This is a genomic window from Streptomyces griseofuscus, assembly GCF_014673495.1.
GTDB classification, from domain to species: Bacteria; Actinomycetota; Actinomycetes; order Streptomycetales; family Streptomycetaceae; genus Streptomyces; species Streptomyces murinus.
Genome location: NZ_CP051006.1, coordinates 5,037,274 through 5,062,631 on the forward strand (window position 1 = coordinate 5,037,274; position 25,358 = coordinate 5,062,631).

Annotated in this window: 29 protein-coding genes, 1 tRNA gene and 1 riboswitch; of the genes, 26 read left to right on the plus strand and 4 right to left on the minus strand. The window is 69.9% G+C overall.

Annotated elements, in window-relative coordinates; all coding sequences use genetic code 11:
* Positions 1 to 216 precede the first annotated feature (216 nt).
* The 8 genes from HEP81_RS22595 to HEP81_RS22630 all read left to right on the plus strand — a co-directional run bounded on the left by HEP81_RS22595 (position 217) and on the right by HEP81_RS22630 (position 9,636).
* Positions 217 to 1,332, plus strand: coding sequence for a LysM peptidoglycan-binding domain-containing protein (locus HEP81_RS22595; RefSeq protein WP_037653721.1), 1,116 nt, complete (start codon positions 217 to 219; stop codon positions 1,330 to 1,332).
* A 178-nt stretch (positions 1,333 to 1,510) separates the two neighbouring features.
* A riboswitch (cyclic di-AMP (ydaO/yuaA leader) is annotated at positions 1,511 to 1,680 on the plus strand.
* A gap of 4 nt (positions 1,681 to 1,684) precedes the next feature.
* Positions 1,685 to 2,410, plus strand: a complete 726-nt coding sequence (locus HEP81_RS22600; protein WP_037653720.1) for a LysM peptidoglycan-binding domain-containing protein — start codon at positions 1,685 to 1,687, stop codon at positions 2,408 to 2,410.
* 416 nt (positions 2,411 to 2,826) lie between these two features.
* Positions 2,827 to 4,122 carry a phosphopyruvate hydratase gene (eno, locus tag HEP81_RS22605; protein WP_037653719.1) on the plus strand — a complete coding sequence of 432 codons (1,296 nt, stop codon included), beginning with the start codon at positions 2,827 to 2,829 and terminating at the stop codon, positions 4,120 to 4,122.
* 151 nt (positions 4,123 to 4,273) lie between these two features.
* Positions 4,274 to 4,750 (plus strand): FtsB family cell division protein, encoded by a 477-nt coding sequence (locus HEP81_RS22610; RefSeq protein ID WP_037653718.1) that lies wholly within the window; start codon positions 4,274 to 4,276, stop codon positions 4,748 to 4,750.
* A 66-nt stretch (positions 4,751 to 4,816) separates the two neighbouring features.
* Positions 4,817 to 5,356, plus strand: coding sequence for a DUF501 domain-containing protein (locus tag HEP81_RS22615; protein WP_037653715.1), 540 nt, complete (start codon positions 4,817 to 4,819; stop codon positions 5,354 to 5,356).
* The gene (locus tag HEP81_RS22620) at positions 5,353 to 6,294 is read left to right on the plus strand and encodes a Ppx/GppA phosphatase family protein (protein ID WP_037653714.1); all 942 of its coding nucleotides are present in this window, start codon (positions 5,353 to 5,355) and stop codon (positions 6,292 to 6,294) included. The genes HEP81_RS22615 and HEP81_RS22620 overlap by 4 nt, the downstream gene beginning before the upstream one ends.
* Positions 6,295 to 6,738: 444 nt before the next feature.
* The gene (locus HEP81_RS22625) at positions 6,739 to 8,112 is read left to right on the plus strand and encodes an NAD(P)/FAD-dependent oxidoreductase (RefSeq protein ID WP_078967253.1); all 1,374 of its coding nucleotides are present in this window, start codon (positions 6,739 to 6,741) and stop codon (positions 8,110 to 8,112) included.
* 225 nt (positions 8,113 to 8,337) lie between these two features.
* Positions 8,338 to 9,636: an SAM-dependent methyltransferase gene (locus HEP81_RS22630; RefSeq protein WP_037653712.1), complete on the plus strand. Its 1,299-nt coding sequence runs from the start codon at positions 8,338 to 8,340 to the stop codon at positions 9,634 to 9,636.
* A gap of 67 nt (positions 9,637 to 9,703) precedes the next feature.
* On the opposite strand, the gene HEP81_RS22635 is transcribed toward HEP81_RS22630, so the two are convergent.
* Together HEP81_RS22635 and HEP81_RS22640 are read right to left on the minus strand one after the other, a co-directional pair.
* Positions 9,704 to 12,232 (minus strand): ABC transporter permease, encoded by a 2,529-nt coding sequence (locus tag HEP81_RS22635; protein WP_037653711.1) that lies wholly within the window; start codon positions 12,230 to 12,232, stop codon positions 9,704 to 9,706.
* The gene (locus tag HEP81_RS22640; RefSeq protein WP_037653710.1) at positions 12,232 to 13,002 is read right to left on the minus strand and encodes an ABC transporter ATP-binding protein; all 771 of its coding nucleotides are present in this window, start codon (positions 13,000 to 13,002) and stop codon (positions 12,232 to 12,234) included. The genes HEP81_RS22635 and HEP81_RS22640 overlap by 1 nt, the downstream gene beginning before the upstream one ends.
* A 397-nt stretch (positions 13,003 to 13,399) precedes the next feature.
* Here HEP81_RS22640 and HEP81_RS22645 point away from each other — a divergent pair.
* Together HEP81_RS22645 and HEP81_RS22650 are read left to right on the plus strand one after the other, a co-directional pair.
* Positions 13,400 to 13,486 (plus strand) — tRNA-Leu (locus HEP81_RS22645).
* 33 nt (positions 13,487 to 13,519) lie between these two features.
* Positions 13,520 to 15,391, plus strand: a complete 1,872-nt coding sequence (locus tag HEP81_RS22650) for a tyrosine-type recombinase/integrase (protein ID WP_243279550.1) — start codon at positions 13,520 to 13,522, stop codon at positions 15,389 to 15,391.
* A 49-nt stretch (positions 15,392 to 15,440) separates the two neighbouring features.
* Here HEP81_RS22650 and HEP81_RS22655 read toward each other — a convergent pair whose 3' ends face one another.
* Positions 15,441 to 16,079, minus strand: coding sequence for a hypothetical protein (locus HEP81_RS22655; RefSeq protein ID WP_157854391.1), 639 nt, complete (start codon positions 16,077 to 16,079; stop codon positions 15,441 to 15,443).
* Positions 16,080 to 16,084: 5 nt separating this feature from the next.
* A complete protein-coding gene (locus HEP81_RS22660) occupies positions 16,085 to 16,567 on the minus strand; it encodes a helix-turn-helix domain-containing protein (RefSeq protein WP_078967252.1) in 483 nt (160 codons plus the stop codon).
* Between the two features lie 243 nt (positions 16,568 to 16,810).
* On the opposite strand from HEP81_RS22660, the gene HEP81_RS22665 reads away from it, so the two are divergent.
* From HEP81_RS22665 to HEP81_RS22740, 16 genes are all read left to right on the plus strand, one after another.
* The gene (locus HEP81_RS22665; protein WP_037653707.1) at positions 16,811 to 17,074 is read left to right on the plus strand and encodes a helix-turn-helix transcriptional regulator; all 264 of its coding nucleotides are present in this window, start codon (positions 16,811 to 16,813) and stop codon (positions 17,072 to 17,074) included.
* 50 nt (positions 17,075 to 17,124) lie between these two features.
* Positions 17,125 to 17,397: a hypothetical protein gene (locus HEP81_RS22670; protein ID WP_243279555.1), complete on the plus strand. Its 273-nt coding sequence runs from the start codon at positions 17,125 to 17,127 to the stop codon at positions 17,395 to 17,397.
* A 118-nt stretch (positions 17,398 to 17,515) separates the two neighbouring features.
* Complete coding sequence (locus tag HEP81_RS22675; RefSeq protein ID WP_037653704.1) at positions 17,516 to 17,872, plus strand: hypothetical protein; 357 nt, start codon at positions 17,516 to 17,518, stop codon at positions 17,870 to 17,872.
* Positions 17,869 to 18,012: a hypothetical protein gene (locus tag HEP81_RS22680; RefSeq protein ID WP_157854388.1), complete on the plus strand. Its 144-nt coding sequence runs from the start codon at positions 17,869 to 17,871 to the stop codon at positions 18,010 to 18,012. The genes HEP81_RS22675 and HEP81_RS22680 overlap by 4 nt, the downstream gene beginning before the upstream one ends.
* 127 nt (positions 18,013 to 18,139) lie before the next feature.
* On the plus strand, positions 18,140 to 19,003 hold the full coding sequence (locus tag HEP81_RS22685) for a hypothetical protein (RefSeq protein ID WP_037653703.1): 864 nt from the start codon (positions 18,140 to 18,142) through the stop codon (positions 19,001 to 19,003).
* Positions 19,000 to 20,085 (plus strand): YqaJ viral recombinase family nuclease, encoded by a 1,086-nt coding sequence (locus HEP81_RS22690; protein ID WP_037653702.1) that lies wholly within the window; start codon positions 19,000 to 19,002, stop codon positions 20,083 to 20,085. Before HEP81_RS22685 ends, HEP81_RS22690 begins: the two co-directional genes overlap by 4 nt.
* Entirely contained in the window at positions 20,082 to 21,086 is a 1,005-nt protein-coding gene (locus tag HEP81_RS22695) for a RecT family recombinase (protein ID WP_037653701.1), read from the plus strand. Before HEP81_RS22690 ends, HEP81_RS22695 begins: the two co-directional genes overlap by 4 nt.
* A 5-nt stretch (positions 21,087 to 21,091) precedes the next feature.
* On the plus strand, positions 21,092 to 21,808 hold the full coding sequence (locus HEP81_RS22700; protein ID WP_037653699.1) for an exonuclease domain-containing protein: 717 nt from the start codon (positions 21,092 to 21,094) through the stop codon (positions 21,806 to 21,808).
* Between the two features lie 75 nt (positions 21,809 to 21,883).
* Entirely contained in the window at positions 21,884 to 22,639 is a 756-nt protein-coding gene (locus tag HEP81_RS22705) for a hypothetical protein (RefSeq protein ID WP_037653698.1), read from the plus strand.
* Entirely contained in the window at positions 22,636 to 23,208 is a 573-nt protein-coding gene (locus tag HEP81_RS22710; RefSeq protein ID WP_051850041.1) for a RusA family crossover junction endodeoxyribonuclease, read from the plus strand. The genes HEP81_RS22705 and HEP81_RS22710 overlap by 4 nt, the downstream gene beginning before the upstream one ends.
* Entirely contained in the window at positions 23,205 to 23,693 is a 489-nt protein-coding gene (locus HEP81_RS22715; protein WP_037653697.1) for a hypothetical protein, read from the plus strand. The genes HEP81_RS22710 and HEP81_RS22715 overlap by 4 nt, the downstream gene beginning before the upstream one ends.
* A complete protein-coding gene (locus tag HEP81_RS22720; RefSeq protein WP_037653696.1) occupies positions 23,680 to 24,312 on the plus strand; it encodes a hypothetical protein in 633 nt (210 codons plus the stop codon). The genes HEP81_RS22715 and HEP81_RS22720 overlap by 14 nt, the downstream gene beginning before the upstream one ends.
* Positions 24,309 to 24,593 (plus strand): hypothetical protein, encoded by a 285-nt coding sequence (locus tag HEP81_RS22725; RefSeq protein WP_037653694.1) that lies wholly within the window; start codon positions 24,309 to 24,311, stop codon positions 24,591 to 24,593. The genes HEP81_RS22720 and HEP81_RS22725 overlap by 4 nt, the downstream gene beginning before the upstream one ends.
* On the plus strand, positions 24,593 to 24,901 hold the full coding sequence (locus tag HEP81_RS22730) for a WhiB family transcriptional regulator (RefSeq protein WP_051850040.1): 309 nt from the start codon (positions 24,593 to 24,595) through the stop codon (positions 24,899 to 24,901). Before HEP81_RS22725 ends, HEP81_RS22730 begins: the two co-directional genes overlap by 1 nt.
* On the plus strand, positions 24,873 to 25,112 hold the full coding sequence (locus tag HEP81_RS22735) for a hypothetical protein (protein WP_037653692.1): 240 nt from the start codon (positions 24,873 to 24,875) through the stop codon (positions 25,110 to 25,112). Before HEP81_RS22730 ends, HEP81_RS22735 begins: the two co-directional genes overlap by 29 nt.
* Complete coding sequence (locus HEP81_RS22740; RefSeq protein ID WP_037653690.1) at positions 25,109 to 25,318, plus strand: helix-turn-helix domain-containing protein; 210 nt, start codon at positions 25,109 to 25,111, stop codon at positions 25,316 to 25,318. Before HEP81_RS22735 ends, HEP81_RS22740 begins: the two co-directional genes overlap by 4 nt.
* The last annotated feature ends 40 nt before the right edge of the window (positions 25,319 to 25,358 follow it).

Genomic DNA, 25,358 nt, shown 5'->3' on the forward strand with positions numbered 1-25,358 from the left:
GAGCCCCGCGCCCCGAGGCCGAGGCGCCGCCGTGCCCGACGGGTGAAACAGGACGTGACGGAGCGGAGGGGCAGACGTTCAATCCTGTGATCTTCGCGTTATCCGCGCGGCATGAACTTGTGACAAGTGATCGTGTGCGGCTACCTTCACCCCTCAGCGCGGCGACCCGGCACCATCCGCCGCGCCGGTCCCCGCCGTCGTACGAAAGGCTTCCGCATGATCTCCGGGAACGGTCGTCACCGCCGCCCCCGTCAGGCTCCGGCCCTCCTCGTCGCGGCCGGCGTGACCGGCTCCGCCATCGCCATCCCGCTGCTCGGCGCCGCGAGCGCCCACGCGGCCGACGGCACCACCTGGGACAAGGTCGCCAACTGCGAGAGCGGCGGCGCCTGGAGCGCCGACCCGGGCAACGGGTACTACGGCGGCCTCCAGATATCCCAGGACGACTGGGTCGCCTACGGCGGCACGCAGTACGCCTCCTCCGCCGACCAGGCCAGCCGCTCGCAGCAGATCGCCGTGGCCGAGAAGATCCTCAAGGACAAGGGCACCTCGCCCTGGGCCACCTGCGCCCTGCTGTCCGGACTGACCTCGAACTCCGGTTCCGTGAACGTCGATCCGGGCACCGGCGACCACAGCGGCGACCAGGGCGGCGCCACGACCGACCCGTCCGGACTGCCCGACCCCTCCACCCCGGCGGGCACACAGGGCGGCGACCAGGACGGCACCGGCACCGGCTCCGACGCGGGCACCGGCACCGGCTCGGGCACCGGCTCGGGGAAGGACTCCACCGGCCCCTCCTCCTCGCCGACCCACGGCTCCGGCAAGCAGACCGGCAAGCACGCGAGCCCGAACCCGGGCAAGCACACCGGCAAGCCCGGGAACGGCAGTTCCGGCTCGGACCCGTCCGGCCCGTCCTCGTCCGACCCGTCTTCCTCGGACCCCTCCGCCCCGGCCACGCCGTCCGCGCCCGCCGACGGCTCCGCGACCCCCGCGCCGTCCACCGGCACCCCGGACAACCCCCAGCAGACCGTCGGCTCTTGGAACCTGGTCGACACCGGGGCCCTCACCGGCCGCCACCGTGGTGGCAACGCGGACGAAAGCACGGCAAACGGGCAGAACGACTCGAACTCCGGGCGGCACGCCTCCCGTGAGCCGGGCAGCTACACCGTGCGCCAGGGCGACTCGCTGAGCGCCATCGCCGACTCCCTTGGCGTCGACGGCGGATGGCACGCGCTCTACGCCGCGAACATGAAGGTCGTGGGCGCCGACCCGAACCACATCACCGCCGGTCAGACCCTGAAAGTCAGTGACGAAACGGGCGCGGACCAGGGCTAGTTGACGCCCCACTTGATCGCTAAATGTCCGATTTGGCGAAAGTGTGGGATGAGTCTCAGAAGCCCTGATCGTCTTTGACAATCCCGCGGATCACCTGGCTACGGTCAAGGCCGCTCGTCACCACGAGCCCCGGCGGCCGCAACGCCGAATCCTGCCAGCGGCTGCCCGGGAACAGTCGTCGCGTCAAGCGCCGCAGGCAGGAGCGGGGGACCCAAGGTAAGTGCCGGGCCCGGCAGTTGATGCCGGACCGGCTTGGGGTGAAGCCACGCCTCCATGAGGAGGGGTGGCCGGGCAACTCAACCGGCCCGAACCCGACAGCTCACCTCGCAGGCGTCGGTGAGGGGATCGTTCCATGCTGTTTTCCGGCAAGGGCAAGCACCGTCGTCCGTCCAAGGCCGTCCGCGTCGTCACGCTGGCCGGTGTCACCGGTGCCGCCGTGGCCGCGCCGCTGATGGCCACCGGCACCGCCTCCGCCGCCACCGCCTCCCAGTGGGACGCGGTCGCCCAGTGCGAGTCCGGCGGCAACTGGTCCATCAACACCGGCAACGGTTACTACGGCGGCCTCCAGTTCTCCGCCTCGACCTGGGCCGCGTACGGCGGCACCGCCTACGCGTCGAGCGCCGACCAGGCCACCAAGTCGCAGCAGATAACCGTCGCCGAGAAGGTCCTCGCCGCGCAGGGCAAGGGCGCCTGGCCGGTCTGCGGTACGGGCCTGAGCAGCACCCCGTACAGCGGCTCCGCCTCGTCGACCCCCTCGTCGTCGGGCAGCACCGCCACCCGCTCCACGGACGAGCAGGCCGCCACGCGCTCCACGCAGCGCACCACCCCGGCGCCGACCAAGTCCACGAGCACCTCCACCGGCTCGTCCACCGGCAAGAGCAAGACCGTCACCACCCCGACCGGCAAGAAGGTCAAGAAGGGTGACGGCGAGTACAAGGTGGTCAAGGGCGACACCCTCAGCTCCATCGCGGCCGGGCACCACGTGGCCGGCGGCTGGAAGAAGCTGTTCGACCTGAACAAGGACATCGTGGACAACGCCGACCTGATCTACCCGGGCCAGCAGCTCCACCTGAAGTAGCCCGACCCGGCCACGGCCGCCGGGGACCCCGCTGTACGGGGCTCGTCCGGCGGCCCGGCCGTACGGACCCGCCGGGTGGCCGCTCCCCGGCGTCTGGTCCGCCGGGCCCCTCGGGAGCGGCGGCCCCTGACGCCGTACCCCCTAAGGGCCCGCCCCCGTCCCCCCCCAAACCCCCCACCCCGGCGCGTTTCCCCCGTTCGCGCCGGGGTGGGGTCTTGTGTTTTCCGGGACTTCAGTCAGCTCTCATCCGCGAACCCCTTTGTTCCGGTGGTGAACAATGGATACCGTCTGCATGTCCCCGTCGCCCACCAGACGGTCGGTCGGTGGCCGGCGACCCCGGGACGGTTAGGCTCTAGTCGCAAGGCGCAGCCGTACGGCCGCCGCCCCGCACTTCCAGCGTCACATCCAAGAAGGAGATGCTCGTGCCGTCCATCGACGTCGTCGTAGCCCGGGAAATCCTGGACTCCCGAGGCAACCCCACGGTCGAGGTCGAGGTCGGCCTCGACGACGGCAGCACCGGTCGTGCCGCCGTCCCGTCCGGCGCCTCCACCGGCGCCTTCGAGGCCATCGAGCTGCGCGACGGTGACCCCAACCGCTACCTGGGCAAGGGTGTCGAGAAGGCCGTCCTCGCCGTCATCGAGCAGATCGGCCCGGAGCTGGTCGGCTACGACGCCACCGAGCAGCGCCTGATCGACCAGGCCATGTTCGACCTGGACGCCACCGACAACAAGGGCTCGCTGGGCGCCAACGCCATCCTCGGCGTCTCCCTGGCCGTCGCGCACGCCGCCTCCGAGGCGTCCGACCTGCCGCTCTTCCGCTACCTGGGCGGCCCCAACGCGCACCTGCTGCCGGTGCCGATGATGAACATCCTGAACGGCGGCTCGCACGCCGACTCCAACGTGGACATCCAGGAGTTCATGATCGCCCCGATCGGCGCGGAGTCCTTCTCCGAGGCGCTGCGCTGGGGTGCCGAGGTCTACCACACCCTCAAGAAGGTCCTGAAGAGCAAGGGCCTGGCCACCGGTCTCGGCGACGAGGGCGGCTTCGCCCCGAACCTCGGCTCCAACCGCGAGGCCCTCGACCTGATCCTCGAGGCCATCAAGGAAGCCGGTTACGCGCCCGGCGAGCAGATCGCCCTCGCCCTGGACGTCGCCGCCTCCGAGTTCTACAAGGACGGCAAGTACCTCTTCGAGGGCAAGGAGCGCTCCGCCGCCGAGATGACGGAGTACTACGAGGAGCTGGTGGCGGCCTACCCGCTGGTCTCCCTGGAGGACCCGCTGTTCGAGGACGACTGGAGCGGCTGGAAGGTCCTCACCGACCGCCTCGGCGACAAGGTCCAGATCGTCGGCGACGACCTGTTCGTGACCAACCCCGAGCGCCTGGCCCGCGGCATCGAGGAGGGCTCCGCCAACGCCCTGCTGGTCAAGGTCAACCAGATCGGCTCGCTGACCGAGACCCTGGACGCCGTCGAGCTGGCCCAGCGCAACGGCTTCAAGTGCATGATGTCCCACCGCTCCGGTGAGACCGAGGACGTCACCATCGCCGACCTGGCCGTCGCCACCAACTGCGGCCAGATCAAGACCGGCGCCCCGGCCCGCTCCGAGCGCGTCGCCAAGTACAACCAGCTGCTGCGCATCGAGGAGATCCTCGACGACGCCGCGGTGTACGCCGGCCGCAGCGCCTTCCCGCGGTTTCGCTCCGCGAACCAGTAAGTACCGCAAGGGCTGAGGCGCCGGCCCACCCCGGGCCACCTCTTGGCCAGTCGTACGTACGTCCCCGTACCCGGTCCCGTACCGTGTCCGGGGACGTACGCACGTGTGCGACCGCCCGAGCAGGGCGTGAAAGGGGAGGCGGAGAGCCGACATGGCCGCAAGGGACCGGGACCGTTTCTCCACCGCGACCAGGCTCCGGCTGCTCGGCGAGCAGACGGCCGCCCGGGTCTACCGCTCGCAGACCAAGCGGCAGGCGCGCCGCTCCCGGCTGACCGGCCGCGCCGCGCTGCTCGCGCTGGTGCTGTGCTCGCTGGTCGTCGCGCTCGCCTACCCGATGCGGCAGTACGTCTCGCAGCGCGCCCAGATCTCCGACCTCCAGCGGCAGCAGACCGATGCCCGCAAGCGAGTCGAACAGCTGCGCGACCTCAAGGCGCGCTGGCAGGACGACGCCTATGCCGAGCAGCAGATCCGCAAACGTCTGCACTATGTGATGCCCGGCGAGACCGGGTACGTGGTGGTCGACCCGGGCGCGGCCCGGCAGTCCCGCACCGACCTCAAGGCCGCCCACCGGCCCTGGTACACGAACATCTGGGACGGCGTCGACAAGTCCGACGCCTCCGACCAGTGATCCGGCCCCGACCAGTGATCCGGCTCTCCGGCCGGTGACCCACAGAAAGCCACTCTGAAAGCAGTCATGGAAACCCCTCCGCCGCCCACCCCGCGCACCGAGCCCACCGACGCGGACGTCGAGGCCTTCAAGCAGCAGCTCGGCCGCCCCCCGCGGGGTCTGCGCGCCATCGCGCACCGCTGCCCGTGCGGTCAGCCGGACGTCGTGGAGACGGCGCCGCGCCTGCCCGACGGCACCCCCTTCCCGACGCTGTACTACCTGACGTGCCCCAAGGCCGCCTCGGCCATCGGCACGCTGGAGGCCAACGGCGTCATGAAGGAGATGACCGAGCGCCTCCAGAGCGACCCGGAGCTGGCCGCCGCCTACCGGGCCGCGCACGAGGACTACATCCGGCGCCGGGACGAGATCGAGGTCCTGGCGGGCTTCCCGAGCGCGGGCGGCATGCCGGACCGGGTGAAGTGCCTGCACGTCCTGGTCGGCCACTCGCTGGCCGCGGGACCCGGCGTCAACCCGCTCGGCGACGAGGCGATCGCGATGCTGCCCGAGTGGTGGCGCAAGGGCGCGTGCGTGACGCTCGCGCAGGAGCCCGAAGGGGAGGCGCAGTGACCCGGGTCGCCGCGATCGACTGCGGTACGAACTCCATCCGGCTGCTGGTCGCGGACGCCGACCCGGCGACGGGCGAACTGGTCGACCTGGACCGTCGGATGACGATCGTGCGGCTCGGCCAGGGCGTCGACCGCACCGGCCGGCTCGCCCCCGAGGCGCTGGAGCGCACCTTCGCCGCGTGCCGCGAGTACGCCGCGATCATCAAGGAGCACGGCGCCGAGCGGCTGCGCTTCGTCGCCACCTCCGCCTCCCGGGACGCCGAGAACCGCGAGGACTTCGTGCGCGGTGTGCTGGACATCCTCGGGGTGGAGCCGGAGGTCATCACCGGCGACCAGGAGGCCGAGTTCTCCTTCACCGGCGCGACCCGGGAGCTCACCGGCCGTACGGATCTCGCCAGGCCCTATCTGGTGGTGGACATCGGCGGCGGCTCCACCGAGTTCGTCGTCGGCGACGAGAAGGTGCGCGCCGCGCGCTCGGTGGACATCGGCTGCGTACGGATGACCGAACGGCACCTGGTGCACGGCGGCGAGGTCTCCGATCCGCCCACCGAGGAGCAGATCGCCGCGATCCGCGCCGACATCGAGGCCGCGCTGGACCTGGCCGAGCAGACCGTCCCGCTGCGCGAGGCACGCACCCTGGTCGGCCTCGCCGGCTCGGTCACCACGGTCTCCGCGATCGCCCAGGACCTGCCGGACTACGACTCCGCGCGCATCCACCACTCCCGGGTCTCGCGCGCCCGCGTCCGCGAGATCACCGAGCACCTGCTGCACTCCACCCACGCCGAACGCGCCACCATTCCCTCCATGCACCCGGGCCGGGTCGATGTCATCGGAGCCGGCTCCCTGGTGCTCCTCGCGATCATGGAGCGCACGGGCGCCGAGGAGGTCGTCGTCAGCGAGCACGACATCCTCGACGGCATCGCCTGGTCGGTGGCGTAGCTCTCTTTTGTTACCCGCCAGTAGCATCCGGCTGAGCAGGTCGGATAACGTTTGAGCGCCTTCGAGGGGCCCCCAGGGGCCCCTCGTTCGCACCCCGGCGGAAACCTTCGTGAAGTTCTTCACAAGGAAATGGGTCCTGACCGCTTCCCGAAGGGGGCCGCTTGGCCCTTCCGGGGGGTCAAAACCCGTTTGAACATGTTCAGATGAGGCGCGCAAAGATGGCCGGAAGGAGGGGTTCCACGGGGCGCACCGGAGTCTCTACGATCACCTCGAAGACCCGGACCAGCAGCTCACACGGCCTTGACAACGGTACGAACCGCCTCGCGGTTCCTCCTCGGCGACATGATCTGCGTCACGCGGGCCGCGGAGTTTAGCACAGCCCCTCCAGAACCTTGTGAAGGGGCGCACGAGCCACCCCCCTTGAGCGGGTGGATACTCGATGCCATGAGCACCACGGAGCGTCCCAGGATCCTCGTAGTAGGCGGTGGGTACGTAGGCCTGTACGCAGCTCGGCGCATTCTCAAGAAGATGCGCTACGGCGAGGCGACCGTCACGGTCGTCGACCCCCGGTCGTACATGACCTACCAGCCCTTCCTCCCCGAAGCCGCCGCCGGCAGCATCTCCCCTCGCCACGTCGTCGTCCCGCTGCGACGCGTGCTGCCGAAGGCGGAGATCCTCACCGGTCGGGTCACCACCATCGACCAGGACCGCAAGGTCGCCACGATCGCCCCCCTCGTGGGCGAGGCGTACGAGCTGCCGTTCGACTACCTGGTCATCGCCATGGGCGCGGTCTCCCGCACCTTCCCGATCCCCGGCCTCGCCGAGCAGGGCATCGGTATGAAGGGCATCGAGGAGTCCATCGGCCTGCGCAACCACGTCCTGGAGCAGCTGGACAAGGCTGACTCCACGACCGACGAGGAGATCCGCCGCAAGGCGCTCACCTTCGTCTTCATCGGCGGTGGCTTCGCGGGTGCGGAGACCATCGGCGAGGTCGAGGACATGGCCCGCGACGCCGCCAAGTACTACAAGAACGTCTCCCGCGAGGACATGCGGTTCGTCCTCGTGGACGCCGCGGACAAGATCCTTCCCGAGGTCGGCCCGAAGCTCGGCCAGTACGGCAAGGAGCACCTGGAGAGCCGGGGCGTGGAGATCTACCTCTCCACCTCCATGGACTCCTGCGTCGACGGCCACGTGGTCCTCAAGAACGGCCTCGAGGTCGACTCCAACACGATCGTGTGGACCGCCGGCGTCAAGCCGAACCCGGCCCTGTCCCGCTTCGGTCTGCCCCTCGGCCCGCGCGGCCACGTCGACTGCGAGCCCACGCTCCAGGTCAAGGGCACCGACTACATCTGGGCCGCGGGCGACAACGCCCAGGTGCCGGACCTCGTCGGCCGCAAGGCGGGCAACGAGAACGCCTGGTGCCCGCCGAACGCCCAGCACGCGCTGCGCCAGGCCAAGGTCCTCGGCGACAACGTGGTCTCCGGTATGCGGGGCTTCCCGCAGAAGGAGTACGAGCACGCCAACAAGGGCGCGGTCGCCGGTCTCGGCCTGCACAAGGGCGTGGCGATGATCGTCCTGGGCAAGACCAAGATCAAGCTCAAGGGCCGTCTCGCCTGGTACATGCACCGCGGCTACCACGGTCTGGCGATGCCGACCTGGAACCGCAAGATCCGCATCTTCGCCGACTGGACGCTGGGCATGTTCCTCAAGCGCGAGGTCGTGTCCCTGGGCGCCATGGAGAACCCCCGCGAGGAGTTCTACGAGGCCGCCAAGCCGGCGCCGGTCGCCGCCGCGAAGACCGAGGCCAAGGCTTCCTGACCCCAGGTCAGCCGCTGTTCGACGCACGACCCGAAGGACCTCCCGCCATCCGTGGTGCGGGAGGTCCTTCGGCGTTCTGGGCCGCTCCTTCGCCCCTCCCGGCCCACCCAGGTGGCTACTGCAACTATTTTGCCCAGTCGTAACTCCTTCGCGGGACTGTGCGGACGGCCCCACGGTGTTTACGTGGTATCCGGCATCCGGGATCTCGTCTTGGAGGTGTGCGTCATGGCAGACGCCGCGTCGCGGCTGAGCAGTCTTGCCGAGCAGGTACTGGGGGTTCCGCTCCCGGTACGGCTGCGGGCCTGGGACGGATCACAGGCCGGACCCCCGGGCGCCCCCACGCTCGTCGTGCGCAACCGGCGCGCTCTGCGCCGCATTCTGTTCAAACCGGGGGAGCTGGGCCTGGCGCGCGCCTGGGTCTCCGGCGACCTGGCCATCGAGGGCGACCTGTACACCGCGCTGGATGCCATGTCGGGACTGATCTGGGAGCGCGACGGCGACGACCGCACGCTCCTCCAGGCGCTGCGCGATCCGGCCGTCCGGGCCGCGGGCCGCGAGCTGCTGAAGCTCGCCGGGCCGCCGCTGCCGCCCGCGCCGCCGCAGGAGGAGGTCCGCAGGCCCCGCCATCTGCACACCCGGCACAGCGACAGACGGGCCATCAGCCACCACTACGACGTCGGCAACGACTTCTACGAGCTCGTCCTCGGCCCCTCCATGGTGTACTCCTGCGCCTACTGGGAGACCTTCGACGAGGACACCACCCTGGAGGCCGCCCAGCGCGACAAGCTCGAACTGGTCTGCCGCAAGCTCGGTCTCCGGGAGGGCCAGCGGCTGCTGGACGTCGGCTGCGGATGGGGCTCCATGGCCCTGCACGCGGCCCGTGAGCACGGCGTGAGCGTCGTCGGCGTCACCCTCTCCCAGGAACAGGCCGGCTACGCCCGCAAGCGCATCGCGGACGAGGGCCTGACCGACAAGGTGGAGATCAGGGTCCAGGACTACCGGGACGTCTCCGACGGCCCCTTCGACGCCATCTCCTCCATCGGCATGGCCGAGCATGTGGGCGCCGAACGCTACCTGGAGTACGCGCGACAGCTGTACGGCCTGCTGAAGCCCGGCGGGCGGCTGCTCAACCACCAGATCGCCCGCCGTCCGCAGACCGACGAAACGGCCTACAGCGTCGACGAGTTCATCGACGCCTATGTCTTCCCGGACGGCGAACTCGCCCCCATCGGCACCACCGTCACCCAGCTGGAGCTCGCCGGGTTCGAGGTGCGCGACGTGGAGGCGCTGCGCGAGCACTACGGCCGCACCCTGCGCGAGTGGGTGACCAACCTGGAGGCCGACTGGGACCGCGCGGTCCGTCTGACCAGCCCCGGCCGGGCGCGCGTGTGGCAGCTGTACATGGCCGCCTCCGCGCTCGCCTTCGAGCACAACCGCATCGGCGTCAACCAGGTCCTCGCGGTCCGCACCCCGCCCTCGGGCGCCTCCGTACTGCCGCCGCGCACCCGCACCTGGCAGGTTTGATCCCCGCGGTACGACGAAGGGGCCCCGCTCCGGTTGACGGAACGGGGCCCCTTGCCGATGCCGGGCGCTACTCGGCCTTGATGGCCGTCAGCATGTTCAGCCTGGCCGCGCGACGGGCCGGCCACAGGGCGGCCAGGATGCCGACCACGCCCGCCAGCGCCAGGAAGAGCACCAGCCGGCCCCAGGGCAGGACCAGTTCGTACGTGGGCATCTTGGTGCCGAGCAGCTCACCGGCCGCCCAGCCGAAGAACACGCCGAGTCCGATGCCGAGCACACCGCCGAAGAGCGAGATCACCAGGGACTCCAGGCGGACCATCCGCTTGACCGACCGGCGGTCCAGGCCGATCGCACGGAGCATGCCGATCTCCTGGGAGCGCTCGAACACCGACATCGCCAGGGTGTTGATGACACCGAGGACCGCGACGATCACCGCCATGCCGAGCAGGCCGTAGACCATGTTCAGCATCATGGTGAACATCTGCGCGATGTCGTTGGAGATGTCCTTCTTGTCCTGGATCTTGATCGCCGGGTTGGTGCCCAGGGCGCTCGTCAGCCGGTCCTTGGTCGCGGTCGAGGCGCCGTTCGCCGTCTTGACCATGACCTGCATGTCGGTGGGCCTGCTCAGATGCGGGGTGAGCACCTTGTTGTCGAGCATGATGCCGCGGATCATGTCGTTGCCGTCGTAGATCCCGGCGACCGTCAGGGTCTGCGCCTTGCCGTCCTCGAAGTGGGCGGTGAAGCGCGAGCCGGTCTTCCAGCCGTACTCCTCGGCCCGGACCTTGTCCACGACGACACGGTCGCCGCCGATCGTGAAGCTGCCCCGGTCGACCTTCAGGTCCGTCAGCTCGGCGATGGACGCGCCGTCGACACCGGTCACGTACTCGGTGGTGCCGTCGATGCGGGTCTCGGCGTTGCGCAGCGGGCTGCTGGCGCTCACGCCGTCGGTGGCCGCGATCTTCTTCGCCACGTCCGGGGAGAGCGGCGAGCCGTTCGCCATGGAGACCACGTAGTCGGCGCGGATCGCGGAGGCGGCCATCTTGTCGATGGACGACTGGAGGCTGCCCGCCATCACCGTCATACCGGTGATCAGGGTCAGTCCGATCATCAGCGCGGAGGCGGTGGCGGCCGTACGGCGCGGGTTGCGCACCGAGTTCTGGCGGGCCAGCTTGCCCGAGACACCGAACGCGCGCAGCAGCGGGGCGGCGGCCGCGATCAGCGGGCGGGACAGCAGCGGGGTCAGCACGAACACGCCGATGATCAGCAGGACGGCGCCGAGACCCATCGGGGCCTCGCCGGAGGAGGCGTCCATCGAGGTGGCGGCGACGATCACCGCGGCACCGGCCGCCGTGAACAGCGCGCCGATCGTGTTGCGCAGCACCAGCGACTTGGTGGTCGCCGTGGCGTGCACGCTGTTCATCGCCGCCACCGGCGGGATCTTGGCGGCCCGGCGGCCGGGCAGCCAGGCGGCGAGCATGGTGATGAGGATGCCGACCGCGAGGGCGGCCACCACGGTCCCCGGGCTGATCACGAGCGGCCCGTCCGGCATGCTCGCGCCGAAGGAGCCCACCAGGGCGCGCAGGCCCGCGCCGATGCCGATACCGGCCACCAGACCGGCCACACCGGCGATCGCGCCGACCACGAACGCCTCGATCAGCACCGAGCGGGTGACCTGGCGGCGGGAGGCGCCGACCGCCCGCATCAGGGCCAGTTCCTTGGTGCGCTGGGCGACCAGCATGGTGAAGGTGTTGGCGATGATGAACGTGCCGACGAACAGGGCGATCCCGGCGAACACCAGCAGGCCCTGCTTCAGGCCGCTCATCGAGTCGGCGATCGTCTTCGCCTGGTCGTCGGCGAGCTGCCGGCCGGTGGTGGTCTTCACCTGGTGCGCGGGCAGCGCCGCGTCGAGCGCCTCCTTGAGCGCGGCCTGGCCGGTGCCCGGCTTCGCCTTGACGTCGATCTCGTCGTAGGTGCCGTGCTTGCCGAACAGCTTCTGTGCGGTCGGCGTGTCGAACAGGGCGAGGCTGCCGCCCGCTGTCACGTTGCCGTCGTCGGTGGTGAAGATGCCGGCGACGGTCGGGGTGAGCACGGGGCCGTCGACCGAGAGCCGCACGGTGTCGCCGACCTTGTAGCCGGCCCGCTGGGCGGTCTTGGCGTCGAGCAGCACCTCGTTCGCGCCGTGCGGCGCGTGGCCGCTGGTCAGCGGGTACCGGGCGTCCTTGGTGCCCCAGTAATTGCCGCCGGCCGACTGCCAGTTGCCGCCTGCGAGCTTGCCGTGCTTGTCCGCGACGGCGGTGAAGCCGCTGACCACCCCGGTGGCGGAGGCGGCGCCGGGCACCTTGGCGGCCTTGTCGAGCGTGGCCTGGGTGAGGTCCGCCGGCTTGCCGACCTTGTCGCCCTCGGAGTCCTGGTACTTCGGTACGACGGCGACGTCGACGTGATCGAAGCCCTTGGCGGAGCTGTTCTGGTAGGCGTCGGAGATGGTGTTGGTGAAGACGAGCGTCCCGGAGACGAAGGCCACGCCGAGCATGACGGCGAGCACCGTCATCAGCAGCCGGGCCTTGTGCGCGAGGACGTTGCGCAGGGCGGTGCGGAACATCAGCTGGTCCGGCCCTTCGCGTCGAACTGCTTCATGGTGTCGAGGACCGAGTCGGCGGTCGGGCCGTACAGCTCGTCCACGATCCGGCCGTCGGCCAGGAAGATCACGCGGTCCGCGTAGGCGGCGGCCACCGGGTCGTGGGTCACCATGACCACCGTCTGGCCCAGCTCGCGCACGGAGTTGCGCAGGAAGCCGAGGACCTCGGCGCCGGAGCGCGAGTCGAGGTTTCCGGTCGGCTCGTCACCGAAGATGATCTCCGGCTTGGAGGCCAGGGCGCGGGCGACGGCGACGCGCTGCTGCTGGCCGCCGGACAGCTGGGACGGCCGGTGGCTCAGCCGTCCGGACAGACCCACCATCGAGATGACCTGGTCCAGCCAGGCCTTGTCGGGCTTGCGCCCGGCTATGTCCATCGGGAGGGTGATGTTCTCCAGCGCGGTCAGGGTCGGCAGCAGGTTGAAGGCCTGGAAGATGAAGCCGATCTTGTCCCGGCGCAACTTGGTGAGCTGCTTGTCCTTCAGCGAGCCCAGCTCGGTGTCGCCGATGCGCACGGAGCCGGAGGAGAAGGTGTCGAGGCCGGCCACGCAGTGCATCAGGGTGGACTTGCCGGAACCCGAGGGGCCCATGATCGCGGTGAACTCGGCCTGCCGGAAGTCGACGGAGACCCGGTCCAGGGCGACCACCCGGGTCTCACCCTGCCCGTAGATCTTCGACAGCTCCGTGGCGCGAGCGGCCACGGCGGTGGCCGTGCCTGCGGTGGGTGTGGTGGTCACGGGACGGTGCTCCTCGGGACGATAGGTCGTGGGGACTTCTCTATCGTCCCGGTGCCCGGGGCCCGGGAAGTCAGCCGCTGTTCCGGTTCCCGGGGGCGACTCGGGTCGGACCGGGCGGGTGCCGTGTCATACCTGGGGAGGACCCCGGACCCTGAGGCGAAGAGAGGGCCCCGGCACCGATAACAGGGAGAGCGCCCTTCTTCAGACGGTGAAATTCCGTCATTTCACATACAGGCGCACATGCGTCACGTCACGCTACTGGCAAGTGCGGATGGCGAGTTCCATGGTCTGATGCACCCTCAGGCGTCAATAAAATAAGACAACATCGGTCCGACGTTCCGCTGTTCGGGGGATGCGTCCCGATAGGCTCGGACCCTCGAAGCGGAGCCCATGGCCTGCCCGGATGGTGGAATGCAGACACGGCGAGCTTAAACCTCGCTGCCCCTTCGCGGGCGTGCCGGTTCAAGTCCGGCTCCGGGCACCACTCTCCTCACCGCTTGTGACCAGTGCAAACGCCGTGTTCCCGCATCCGGCTTGTCTGGAAGCGGGAACACGGCGGGAACGCAGCGCGTACCCTCCCGTCATGGCGAGCGTGATTTCCCGCACAAACAAGATCGGCGAGGTCGTCAGCCACCAGGTGAAGTGGCGCCTCGGAGGCGGCAGGACCGCCCCGTGGCAGACCGAGCGCTTCGACGGCGGCGAGGATGGCCGAAAGGCCGCCGAAATCTTCTGCCAGGCCGTCAACGACTGCGGGCAGCAGTGGCCGCCCGGGTGGGTGAAGGGCGTCGGCTACGTCGACCCGAACGCCGGCGAGACCGACGAGCGGCGCTACCGCTTCCGCGAGTACGCCCTCACCTTCGTGGAGAACAAGACCGGCGTCGAGGACCACTACCGCGAGGCATGCAAGGGCGACCTGGCCCGGTGGATCTTCCCGACGTTCGAGCACTGCGACGTCCGCTCGGTCGAGCACTTCTCGCACGACACCATCCAGGCATGGGTGCGGAAGCTGGAGCAGACGAAGGTCCACAAGGGGCAGAAGCCGAAGAACGGTGAGCCGAAGTGGCGGACGATGTCGCCCAAGACGATCCGCAACCTGCACGGCCTGCTGTTCTCGGTGTTGCAGCGCGCGGTCGAAGCGGAGCCGCCTCTGCGGGCCCGCAACCCCTGCGAGCTGACCCGGCTGCCTCGCACTGACGACGACAGCGCAGACGGCGAGGACATCGAGTTCCTGACACCTGACGAGGTGGAAGGCATCCTCGAATGCCTGGAGCGCCGCAGCGACCGGGAGTTGTGCATCATCAAGTACGGCACCGGCATGCGCTGGGGCGAGATCAGCGCGCTGTGTCCCGCGCAGCTGATCGACTGGAACACCGGCAAGCCGAAAATCCGCGTCATGCGGGCCTGGAAGAAGGACGGCAGCGGCGGGTACAAGATCGGGGCGCCGAAGTCCAAGAAGTCCCGCCGCACCATCCGGGTGTCCCTGTCCGTGGTGGATTCGGTGCAGAGGCTCGGTGGCGAGAACCTCCAGAACGGCGAGCGCCTGTTCTTCACAGGCGAGGCTGGCCAGAGGCTGCACTACTCGACGTTCTACGACCGGTGGATGCGCGCGGTGGTCCGGGCGAAGGCTCGTGGCCTGCTGCCGCAGTACAAGAACCCGACCCCGCACGACTTGCGGCACTCGCATGCCGCCGTCCTCATCTCCGAGGGCCGCGGCCTGACGTACGTGCAGCGGCGCCTCGGCCACGAGTCGATCAAGACGACGTCCGACACCTACGGCCACCTGCTGCCGGAGGCCGATGACGAGGCCATGGTGGTCATCGATAGGTCGCTCGGGCGCAGGCCGCCGGAAGTCGGCCTGATGGAGGCCGAGGATCGCAACGATCGCAGCCGCGTACACGTCGTGCACATGGACGGTGAGTCCAAGAGCTACGTCCAGGCATTCTGGTCCCACAGCGATGCGTCGGCGGTTGCCGATCAATGGCAGCTCGATCACCCCGAGGACTTCGTCCGCGTCGAGACGATGGCGGCAGACTGGTGGCGGCGACAGCAGACCAACGGTCTCAAGGACGTGCGCTCCGAGATGCCGCAGCGTCTGCGCATCTGGATCGGTTCCGCGCTCTACATGCTCGACGGCTCTCCCTTCAGTACCGGCGTGGACATCGAGTCGGTCGCCGACCGCTGGACGTGGGAATGGGAAGACCGGTTCACGGGCCGCGATGTCCTGACGAGCGTGACGCACGAGCCTGGCATGCTGGCGCTGACCCGGGCCACGGCGTGGGGCTGCACCCGAGAGAAGGTGACGGCCGCTTTCGCCAGGGTCCGCGAAGAGGCGCTGAGTGCGGTCAGCGCGCATCCGGCGCGCGGCGGCTCGGGCGAGCCGGTCGCCTGACCTGAGGCAAACCGAAGGGGCCCCCGTGGGGGCTCCGGTGTTGCTCGCGTTAGCCTTCGGCGGGCCGGCTGTGGTGCTGCGGCTCGTCCTGCGGCTGCCGTTGGATCCGGCGCGAGCGTGGGATCTTCGGCACGGTGCCTTCCGCCCGAGCCCGCTGCCGCTCGGGCAGTGCCGGGCGGCGCGACGAAGTGCGCTGACGCCGGGAGAAGTTGTCAGCGCGCTCCTGCATGTGGCCCATCACCAGGCCGGTGAAGTCGCTGCACAGCTCCTCGTTCTCCTCCTCCAGGAGTTTGTAGGCGTGCTGCAGCTCGGCGATCTCGGTGTATGCCTGATCAAGGCGAATGACGAGACGCCGGTATGAGTCCTGGTCAGACTCGGAGAGACGATTTAGCCGGTCCTCGCGCTCGTCCAGTTCTCTGGAGCGGCGGTTGAAGTCCCACCGAAGCAGTCGGCGTTGTTCGGTGAGGTTCTCGACGTCCCGTCTGCGACGCGCGTCTTCGGCTGCGAGCCACCGGCGTAGCGCCGTCATGGCGACCGCGGTGACGATGCTGGCTGGGAGAAACAGGAGTCCGACCAGCAGCAGTTTTCCTGAGATGTCGTCGGTCGAGATGCCGTCAATGTCGGCTACTGCGAGTAGCAGACCGGCGGCGAATCCCCCCACGGCGCTTGCTGCGGTCTTTCCCGGCATCCCCGTTACCCCCTTGCTGCGGCGCCTCCCTCGCTGGAGTCGCCGTCCTCTCCGGCCTGCCTCGCTTGCAGCTGTCGTGCGGTGTGGATCTGCGACAGCAGCATGCTGCGGATCATCGCGTCTCGGATACCCCAGGCGTCCATCGCCGCCTCTGGAGTGAGCGGTTGTGACTGTGGAGTAACCGAGAGTACATCCGGAGTGGCGCCTTCAGGCCATGCATTGGCGGAGATGACTCCCGCTTCAACCAAAAGGTTGCGCACATCAATGCTGAGGATTTGTGCGATAGATGCAAATTTCTGGGGATGAGGCAGGCTTTTTCCGTCCAGGAACCGGCCGACGGCCGACTGGCTCATGCCGAGGTCGCGCGCCAAGGCGGCGCGGCCTCCTCCGCCAGGTCTCACGTCGTACCCGGCCCGCTGTGCGTATTCGGTAACCAGGGCGCCGAAGCGCCTTGCTACCTGATCCGTTTGATCTTCCATGCTCCGCATGGCCCCCGAGGTTAACGTGCGCGCGAGCCAGGGTCTACGGCTTGCGCGCACGCAAGCCCGCAGGTCAAGACGGGGGAATCGGATACATGCAGGCCAGTGGGGTAGTGCGCGGGGGTGTTCGCGCCGGAACGACACACCCGGAATCCATTTTTTGATCTGTCTTGCGTGCGCGCAAGACAGGCTCTAGGTTGTCTCTCACGCAAGGCTTGCGTCCGCGCAAGCCTCAACGTGAGAGGAGTGAACGTGTCCAGGCCCCGCCTTCACACGCAAGCTCTGGAGAAGAAGACGGAAAAGGTCGGTGACGACACCGCTCGCAAGATCGCGCAGCGGATCGGTGTCGCCGAGTCGACCATCTCCCGGCTGCTCGCCGGCGCGACGCCGACGGTCGAGACGCTGATCGCCCTGTCCGACGCCTACGGGCTGCGCATCGAGGACCTGGTCATCCGCTCGGACGGAACCCCGCTGCGAGTGCCCGGCCAGGCCGCCCCCGAGGCGGTACCGGCATGACGACGGCGATCCGACCTCTGGCCGGCGTCCGGCGCCCGCACTGCACGTGCGTGGCGGTCCAATGCTTCGACTACGACCAGGCGGCCGAGAAGCTCGGCTGCAAGAAGTCGTACCTCGAGCGCCACATCAGCACGCTGCCGCACATCAAGATCGGCGAATCGACGGTCTTCTGCGACTGCGACCTGCGGCTGATTCTCCAGATGTTCACCGTCATCCCGGAGTCCGTGCGGGCCGCCTTGCAGCCCAACGACTCCGAGAAGACCGAGCCCGTTCCGACGCTGCGATCCATCAAGCCGTCCGGGCGCAGAACTGCCGCGAAGTGATGCGGCTGCGGGGCCGCCAGACCGTGCCGGGTCCGACAGCCCCGCGAACCAGGCCACCTCAATCCGCTGAATCGAGGTTTCCGTGAACCCGCATGTTAGCCCCGAGCAGGCGCCAGCCGTGGCGCTCGCTCACCTCCTCGTCCAACACCCGCAGTTGACCGGGCTCGTGTGGACCGTCGGCGAGACGCCGGGCGTGCTGAGCGCCCGCCAGGTCGCCGAGTCCGGCCAGGGCGAGATCATCGACGTCTGCGCTGCGGCGATGGGCGGCACGGTCATCCGCTCTGTCCTGAACCGGGGTGACGACCGTCAGGGCGTCGCCCAGCTCGTCACCTCCTTCGACGGCGTGAACGTCGAGGCGTGGGCGAGCTACCCGCTGCCCGACGACCACGGCCTGACCTCCGCCGACCTGCGCGAGCTGTTCGCCTCCCGCTCGCTCGGCGAGCTGGTCTGCCTCCCAGGCGGAGGTGGCCGGTGAGGGACGAGCTGATCCTCGGCCTGATGGCTGCGTGCTTCCTCCTTCTGGTGGTCTCCATCGTCGTCGGCCGGGCGCGCACCGACCGATCCGCGCACGGCGCGCGGGTCCCTCACCCCCGCAGGGGCGGTGATCTGTCGTGAGCCACAAGTCGAACCTCTGCCCCCTGTGTGCCCCGCTGCGGCATCCCTCGTCGCGGGCGGCCCGCAAGGCACTGGCCGCACATCCGCTGCCCGGTCCGCGCGTCAGCTCGGAGAACGGAGACGTGAAGTGACCAGGAGTAGGGCCCCACGGCCCCGCAAGGACGCGCCGCGCAAGCCGAACGGCCTTGACCACCTGGCCGTTGCCGCCGACGCCCAGACGCACCCCGGTCAATGGCTGCACTGCAACGACTACCGCACCGGCCAGGCCGCAGAGCACGTTGTCCGCATGATCCGCGACGGGCGGATCCGCTCGTACCAGCCCCAGGCGGCCTACGAGACATACGCAGCTCACCTCGCCGGCGGAAACGCTGCCGTCTGGGTGCGCTACATCATCGGCGTCGAGACGAAGCCGATGCCCGAGTCCCTGTGGGTGCGGGTGCCGGACTACGGCAGCCAGCCTGGCTACTCGGGCGTGCGCATCCGGGCGGTGGAGATCTACCCGTACTGCCCGGCGTGCGGGGGTCCGCGGGGCGAGCTACGCAACGACCGGTTCGTCCGCGACGGCGTCCACCTGGTCCGTGACGCCTGGGACAACGCGTGCGGGCACCGGGACACCTACCCCGGCGTGATCGCTGAGGCCCATCGGCTTTCCACCCGCAGGGCGGCCGGCGACGGCAGGAAGTCGCTGCGTGGCGTGCCGGGTGGTCGTTACGAAGCCGCCGTCAACCTGCTTGCCCGCGCAGTCGAGGAGAACGTCCGGGTCAGCGCGCATACGGCAGTGGAGCTGCTGGAGGAGGCCGGGCACAAAGCGGCGGCCGTCGAGGTGGCCGCGTTCCACCGGGTCCTCATGGGCCGGTCCAACGTGTCTGCGCGGTCGGCCCTGCTCTACCTCAACAGCCAGGACGAGGAGGCGCTGAAGACCGGCAGGGCCGGCGCGTGGGTCGACGGTCCGATCCGCCCCGGTAACCACGAGAGGGGGCGGCGCAGGTGACTACAGCAACCCTCACGCGCGAGGACGCCACCGCGGGTCTGCCGGACGCCCCGGCCGCGCGGCTGATCCTGCCGTCCGGTTCGCTGGACGACCCCGAGTACTACCGGAGGTGGCTGGCCACCCGCCGCGACGGCATCGGCGGCTCTGACGTCGCCGCCCTGTTCGGCCTCGCCGGGAAGTACAACTCCCCGCGCCGCGTGTACGAGGAGAAGCACGGGCGGACGGTCGATCAGGACACCGAGTACGCCGAGGTCGGCCGCGAGATCGAGGGCTTCATCGCCCACCTGTTCTCGAAGCGGTCCGGGGTGCCGATCGCGATGCCGCCCGGCACGCTGCAGAACCTGGAGCGGCCGTGGATGCAGGTCAACGTCGACAGGTACGCCCTGGACGACACCGGCGCCGTGGTGGCTCCGGTGGAGTGTAAGAACCGCAGCGAGTACCAGATCAAGGACTGGGACGGCGAGACCCCGCCCGACGCCCCCGCGATCCAGTGCTACTGGGCGATGGCGGTCGGCGGCTGGAAGCACGGCTACGTCGCCGGTCTGGTCGGCGGCAACAAGCTCCGCTGGTTCCGGCTGGAGCGGGACGAGGAGATCATCGGCGAGCTGGTCGAGCACTGCGAGCAGTGGTACCAGCGGCACATCGTGGAGGGCTTCCCGCCGGTCGCTGACGGCCTGGAGGACACCGCGAACCTCCTCGCCCAACTGTGGGAGGTCAAGCCCGAGTCGATCGCCACGGTGGACGACGACCAGGCGAAGGCGATCCTGGAGCGCTTCGAGGCGGCAGACGCGGCGGTCAAGGCAGCCGAGGAGGCCCGCCGCACGATTCAGAACGAGATGCGGCTGCTCGCCGGTGCGAACGAGATCGTCCGCAACGCCAGCGGCGAGGTCGTCTGGACGAACAAGCAGAACGGCACCCTCGCGCCCAAGCGGCTCGAGAAGGCCCGTCCCGACATCGCTGCGAAGTACCGCAAGACGGTCGATGTCCTCGACGTCGACGCCCTCAAGTCCGGTCCTGACAAGGCCGTTTACACCGAGTTCCGGGCCCGGCAGCTGCGGCCCTCCGTGAAGGGATCAGCATGAGCACCGCACTGAAGGACCGTCTGCGCGCCGCCCGTCAGGCGAGCATCCCGGCCTCGGCGGGGCCGGGTGAGGAGCACGGCCAGGCGCCGGACTCCCCGGCCGAGCTCGTGGACATCAAGGGCCACGAGCAGGTTGAGCCCGCCATGTCCGCCACGGTGATGGAGTGGCTGAACGTCTACCGCAGCCACTTCGAGGGGGCCCTGCCCGCCTGCGTGGACAGTGCCGCGTTCTTCGCGGCCGTCCGCTCGGTGCTGCCGACGCTGGCGAAGTGCAAGCCGGCGAGTGTGCTGCAGACGCTGTTGACCTGCGCGCGGTTCGGGCTGATCCCGGACGGTCACCAGGCCGCCATCACCCGGCAGGGCACCACTGCGGCTTTCGTGCCGATGTACCAGGGCTACATCGAGTTGATGTACCGCTCGGGCCTGGTGGAGTCGGTGCACGTCGGCGTGATCCGCGAGCAAGACGAGTTCGACTACGTGCCGACCGCGAAGGCGCCCGAGGATTTCGTGCACCGGCCGAACCTGCGGCTGTCGCAGAAAGAGCGCGGCGAGGTCGTCATCGCGTACGCGTACGCGTGGCTCAAGAACGGCGCGCGCTCCCAGGTGATCCTGCTGACGCGGGAGGACGCCGAGGAGATCCGCGACGAGTACAGCGAGTCGTACCGGCGGGCCGAGGAGACCGAGGCTCGTGACTCGTACTGGCACCGCTTCTTCCAGCGGATGTGGGAGAAGAGTGCGATCCGCCGCCTGATCCGGGTCGTGCCGAAGTCCGCCGAGCTGCGGGCGCTGGCCGACGCCGACGACGCCGGCGACCGGGGCCAGGTGCAGATCCTGCACGCCCCCGACACCGAGGCCGCCCGGCTCCTCGTCGAGGCGGAGCGGGCCCACACCGCCGCGGAGGCGTCCCAGGACATTCCCCCGGCCCCCGCGAAGGCGCGGCCTCTCAAGAAGCGCAGGCAGCCCCGTCGTTCGACGCGGGCGGCCCGCAAGGGACGGAAGTGACCGATATGCGAAAGACCTGGCTGGACTTCCCGCTGATCGGCTTCGATCTGGAGACCACGGGCGTCGACGTCGCCCGGGACCGGATCGTGTCGGCCGCCGTGGTCCGCTACGGCGGCGGGCAGACGACCGAGACGCGGACGTGGCTGTCGAACCTCGACGGGGTGGAGATCCCCGCGGAGGCGACCCGTATCCACGGCATCACCACGGCGCAGGCCCAGGCCGAGGGCCGCCCGGCCGCCGATGTGATCCAGGAGATCACCTCGGCCCTGGCCGCCTACTGCGACGTCGGCCTGCCGCTGGTGGTGATGAACGCGCCGTTCGACCTGACGCTGCTGGAGCGCGAGTGCGAGCGGCACGGCGTCAAGAGCCTGTGGAACTCGACGCCGGTCGTTCTGGACCCGCGCGTGCTGGACAAGAAGGTCCAGAAGTACCGCAAGGGCAAGCGGCGTCTGCAGGACCTCTGCTCTTTCTGGTGCGTGAAGCTCGACGGCGCGCACAACGCGGCGGTGGACGCCAAGGCCGCGTGCGGCGTCGTCACGAAGATCGCTCGCCGGTATTCGTGGCTGACCCGCGAGGAGCTGGGGGAGCTGCACGAGCTGCAGGCCCGGTGGGCGCGGGAGCAGAACGCGGAGTTCCGCGAGTACCTGGCCAGCATCGGCGGCGAGGTCGATGACTCGCCGTTCGACTGGCCGCTCCTCCCGGCCTCGGCCTCCACGGCCTGACAGGCCCCCGGCCGCCGCCCGGGCGTCCTGGGCGGCGGCCGCCACCACTCTCCCCATCGCCAGGCAGGACATCCCATGACCTACGAAGAGGGCACCTTCCACGAGCCGTTCGGTCCCGAGTACGTGCGGCCGAAGCAGGCCGACTGCCCCAACTGCCCGTGCTGCTCGGCAGCCCTGTGCGAGCGCGGCCGTGCGGACGTGAGCCGCTGCGAGGGCCACACCAGCGACGAGACCCGCCCGACGGTCGCCGACTGCCCGTGCTCGGCGGAGACGACGCCCGGCACGATGGCCTGGCACATGGCGCGGATCCGCGCGGTCACCGCGGCGAAGATGAAGCCGCTCGACGCGGCGGCCGAGAACCTGCTGCGGACGGTCGCCACCGACCAGCCGGTCACCGATGAGGCCGAGTTGCTGCCTCAACTGACGCTGCGCCGCTACGTCGAGCTGATCGGCGGCCAGCCACGGCTGACCCAGTTCGGCCGCCTGTACCTCGACGCCCGGGTCCAGCAGTGGGCGGCGACCGCGGTGACCGTCGTGGACGTCGACAAGAAGACGCGGATGGCGCGGGTCGTCCTCGGTCGTCGCAGCGGCGAGTCGACGGTCGACGTGCCGATGTACCAGCTGGCCAACTCCAGCACCGGCCTGGGCGCCGACGAGCTGCCGGGCGTGACGCTCCACGCGTACGCGAACACCGCGGCGGTGCACGACGCGGACGTGGTCCTGCTCGGGGTCAGCAACCCGCGTGTCCCGGCACCGCTGTACAAGCCGGGCGGCATCGTCACCGTCCCGGCCGCCCCGGTGGGGCCCGAGCCGGCCGGGGGCGAGGGATGACCGTTTCGGCAACGGCGCGGCCGGGGGACCGCGAGCGGGCTGAGCACATCGGGGGCTTCCTGGCCCCCGGCCGTACGGACGAGCTGTGGGGCACGGTCTACCCCGGCGAGCCTCACAGCAAGGCGCGGCCGCGTTTCGACAAGGAGGGCCGCGCGTACAAGGACCCGGCGGACAAGCAGGCCGAAGAGACGACGAAGTGGTGGCTGCGGCAGCGGTGGCGGAGGGCCCCGCTGACCGGCAATGTCTCCCTCGGCTGTGTCTTCTTCCGGTCGTCCATGCAACTCATCGACGGCGACAACATGCTCAAACACGTGGCCGATGCCGGTAACGGCATCTTGTGGGTGGACGACTCGCAGGTCACCGCGAAGTACGTCGAGGTCCAGCTCGACCCCGAGCACCCCCGCACAGTGCTCGTGGTCGGCCCGCACGTCTCCACGATGCGTCGGGGCACCGACAACACCCGTACCTGTCCCGGCTGCACGGAGGAGTTCGTGCCGTCGCGGGGTGCGCAGGTGTACTGCGATGCGGACTGCTACAGGGTCAACCGCCGGAAGGCGGTGCGGTCATGAGCGGGTGCCGCGGGGCGAGCTGGGAGAGCATCGCCCGCACCCTGAAGACGGACAACGCCCCGGACGCCGAGATCGCGGACCGGCTGCACTGCGCGCCCGCGTTCGTGAGGCGGGTCCGTAAGGACCTTGGGATGCGGCCGTGGCCGGTGCGCGTGGAGCTGCAGCGGCGGTCCGTGAAGCCGGGTGACTGCGAGGTGGCCGCCGAGGTGGAGCGCCGCTACTTCGAGCTGGCCGTGGTCATCGAGGACGGCCACCGCCGCTGGCGGGGCCGGTTCTCCAAGGACAACGTGCCGATGTACAGCCACAAGGACAGCGCCTACCGGGTCGCCTTCCGTATCCAGCACCGCCGCGAGCCGGTCGGCCAGGTCCGGGTGGAGTGCGAGCGCGCGCGCTGCGTGGAGGGCCTGCACCTGTCCGACCAGTTGATGCGCGAGCGGGCCAAGGAGCTGCGCCAGGAGATGGAGGCGCTCGATGGCCGGCTGTGAGTCCCGCGCCGAGCGGTGGGAGCGGGCGGCACGCCTGCTGAAGGCGGAGCACAACATCTCGAACTGCGAGGCCGCGCGCAGGCTCGGGCTGTACAAGGACTTCGTCCGTCAGGTCCGGGCCGACCTCGGGATGCCGGTGTACCGGCAGAACACCTGGACGCAGGCGAAGTTCGACGCCACGACGATGCCGGTTGCCGGAGGGCACCGGCTGTGGCTCGGCCGGTGGGAAGACGGCCGAAAGCCGATGGCGGGGAAGGTCGCGGCCAGGAGGCTGTCCTACCGGCTGCAGCACGGCCGTGAGCCGGTGGGCCGCGTCGAGGGCACCTGTACGCGGGGCCGGTGCGTGGCCGGCGAGCACCTGGAGGACGACGTCCTTCGGGCCGCCCAGCCCGGCCGGCTCACCTTGCACGGCATGGACCTGGTGGCGATCAGGACCGCGCTGCGCGACGAGCCGCCGTATCCCTCGTTGGGGCGGCACGAGCAGCGGATGGCGTTCCGGCTCGCCGACCCCGTGCTCGGCGTCGTCCGCGAGGAGATCCCTGTGGTCGAGCTGGCGCGGCGTCTGGGCTGCGTCGACAAGACGGTCCGTCGGTGGCGCGACGAGGGGGTCCCGGTGTGACCGTGCGCCTGTTCATCGCCTTGCTCGACGTGGGGATGGCCGTGGACGCGTTCCTGTCGGCCGCCCAGGTGTGGGGCCCGTCCGCCGTGGCCTCGATCATCCTGCTCGCCCTCGCCTGGATCGTCCTGCCGGACAGTGCCCGGACACGCGTCCGGACTCCGTCCGCGCCCCTCCTGCTTCTGACTCGCTGCAAGCCGCTGACCTGCCGGGACACGTGTCCGGACACGTCGGCGGACACCGGCCCGGACCCGTCCGGACACGACTCCCGAGGAGGCCGCTGATGCGCACCAGCTACGACGCCCCGACCACGCACAGCCGGTCCGAATGGTGGGGTGACGACGCCCTGTGCCGCAAGGGCGGCGAGTACCAGCAGCCCGACCAGTGGTTCCCCGAGGACTGGCGGCGCGGCCCCGGCAAGCTCGACGCGCTCATTGCCAAGCGGGTCTGTGCCCGCTGCCCGGCCATCACCCCGTGCCTGGAAGGTGCCCTCGCGCGCCGCGAGCCGGTCGGTATCTGGGGCGGCCTCGACCCCGACGAGCGCACCCAGCTGAGCAACGACCGTGGCCGCGCGCAAGCCCCGGCGGCCTAAGCGGCCCGAGCCGCCACCGACCGGCGTCCTCGACTGGACGCGCGGCCACTGGGCCGGCGTCGAGAAGAGGTGCCGCTACTGCCCCGGCCTCACCCCGCTGCGAGACAGCGACGGGAAGCCCGCACACAAGGTGTGCGCGGAGGAGGCCATCGCCCGCCAGGTCGAGGAGTACGCCGAGGCCTGGGAGAACGAAAGGCTCCGCGAACAGTGACGCACGCGAAGATCCCCGCCGACGGCCGGGAACGGCTCGCCCTGGACATGCAGGCCCGCTACTACGCCGGGTCGTCCATCCGCAACCTGCGCGACCACTACGGCTACTCGTACGGCACCGTCCACAGCCTGCTGCTTTCGGTCGGCACCACGCTGCGCGGCCGCGGCGGAGTGAAGGGCGCCAAGCACAAGCGGAAGCAGTCCTGACCCCACCGACCGGCCCGGGGCGCGGCCACTCCTCACCGCG

Coding starts and splice junctions, on each gene's coding strand:
- HEP81_RS22705 (WP_037653698.1), top strand. CDS start 21,884: ATGACCTACGAAGAGGGCACCTTCCACGAGCCGTTCGGTCCCGAGTAC.
- HEP81_RS22595 (WP_037653721.1), top strand. CDS start 217: ATGATCTCCGGGAACGGTCGTCACCGCCGCCCCCGTCAGGCTCCGGCC.
- HEP81_RS22625 (WP_078967253.1), top strand. CDS start 6,739: ATGAGCACCACGGAGCGTCCCAGGATCCTCGTAGTAGGCGGTGGGTAC.
- HEP81_RS22710 (WP_051850041.1), top strand. CDS start 22,636: ATGACCGTTTCGGCAACGGCGCGGCCGGGGGACCGCGAGCGGGCTGAG.
- HEP81_RS22695 (WP_037653701.1), top strand. CDS start 20,082: ATGAGCACCGCACTGAAGGACCGTCTGCGCGCCGCCCGTCAGGCGAGC.
- HEP81_RS22655 (WP_157854391.1), bottom strand. CDS start 16,079: ATGCCGGGAAAGACCGCAGCAAGCGCCGTGGGGGGATTCGCCGCCGGT.
- HEP81_RS22610 (WP_037653718.1), top strand. CDS start 4,274: ATGGCCGCAAGGGACCGGGACCGTTTCTCCACCGCGACCAGGCTCCGG.
- HEP81_RS22700 (WP_037653699.1), top strand. CDS start 21,092: ATGCGAAAGACCTGGCTGGACTTCCCGCTGATCGGCTTCGATCTGGAG.
- HEP81_RS22730 (WP_051850040.1), top strand. CDS start 24,593: ATGCGCACCAGCTACGACGCCCCGACCACGCACAGCCGGTCCGAATGG.
- HEP81_RS22630 (WP_037653712.1), top strand. CDS start 8,338: ATGGCAGACGCCGCGTCGCGGCTGAGCAGTCTTGCCGAGCAGGTACTG.
- HEP81_RS22715 (WP_037653697.1), top strand. CDS start 23,205: ATGAGCGGGTGCCGCGGGGCGAGCTGGGAGAGCATCGCCCGCACCCTG.
- eno (WP_037653719.1), top strand. CDS start 2,827: ATGCTCGTGCCGTCCATCGACGTCGTCGTAGCCCGGGAAATCCTGGAC.
- HEP81_RS22615 (WP_037653715.1), top strand. CDS start 4,817: ATGGAAACCCCTCCGCCGCCCACCCCGCGCACCGAGCCCACCGACGCG.
- HEP81_RS22660 (WP_078967252.1), bottom strand. CDS start 16,567: ATGCGGAGCATGGAAGATCAAACGGATCAGGTAGCAAGGCGCTTCGGC.
- HEP81_RS22720 (WP_037653696.1), top strand. CDS start 23,680: ATGGCCGGCTGTGAGTCCCGCGCCGAGCGGTGGGAGCGGGCGGCACGC.
- HEP81_RS22635 (WP_037653711.1), bottom strand. CDS start 12,232: ATGTTCCGCACCGCCCTGCGCAACGTCCTCGCGCACAAGGCCCGGCTG.
- HEP81_RS22600 (WP_037653720.1), top strand. CDS start 1,685: ATGCTGTTTTCCGGCAAGGGCAAGCACCGTCGTCCGTCCAAGGCCGTC.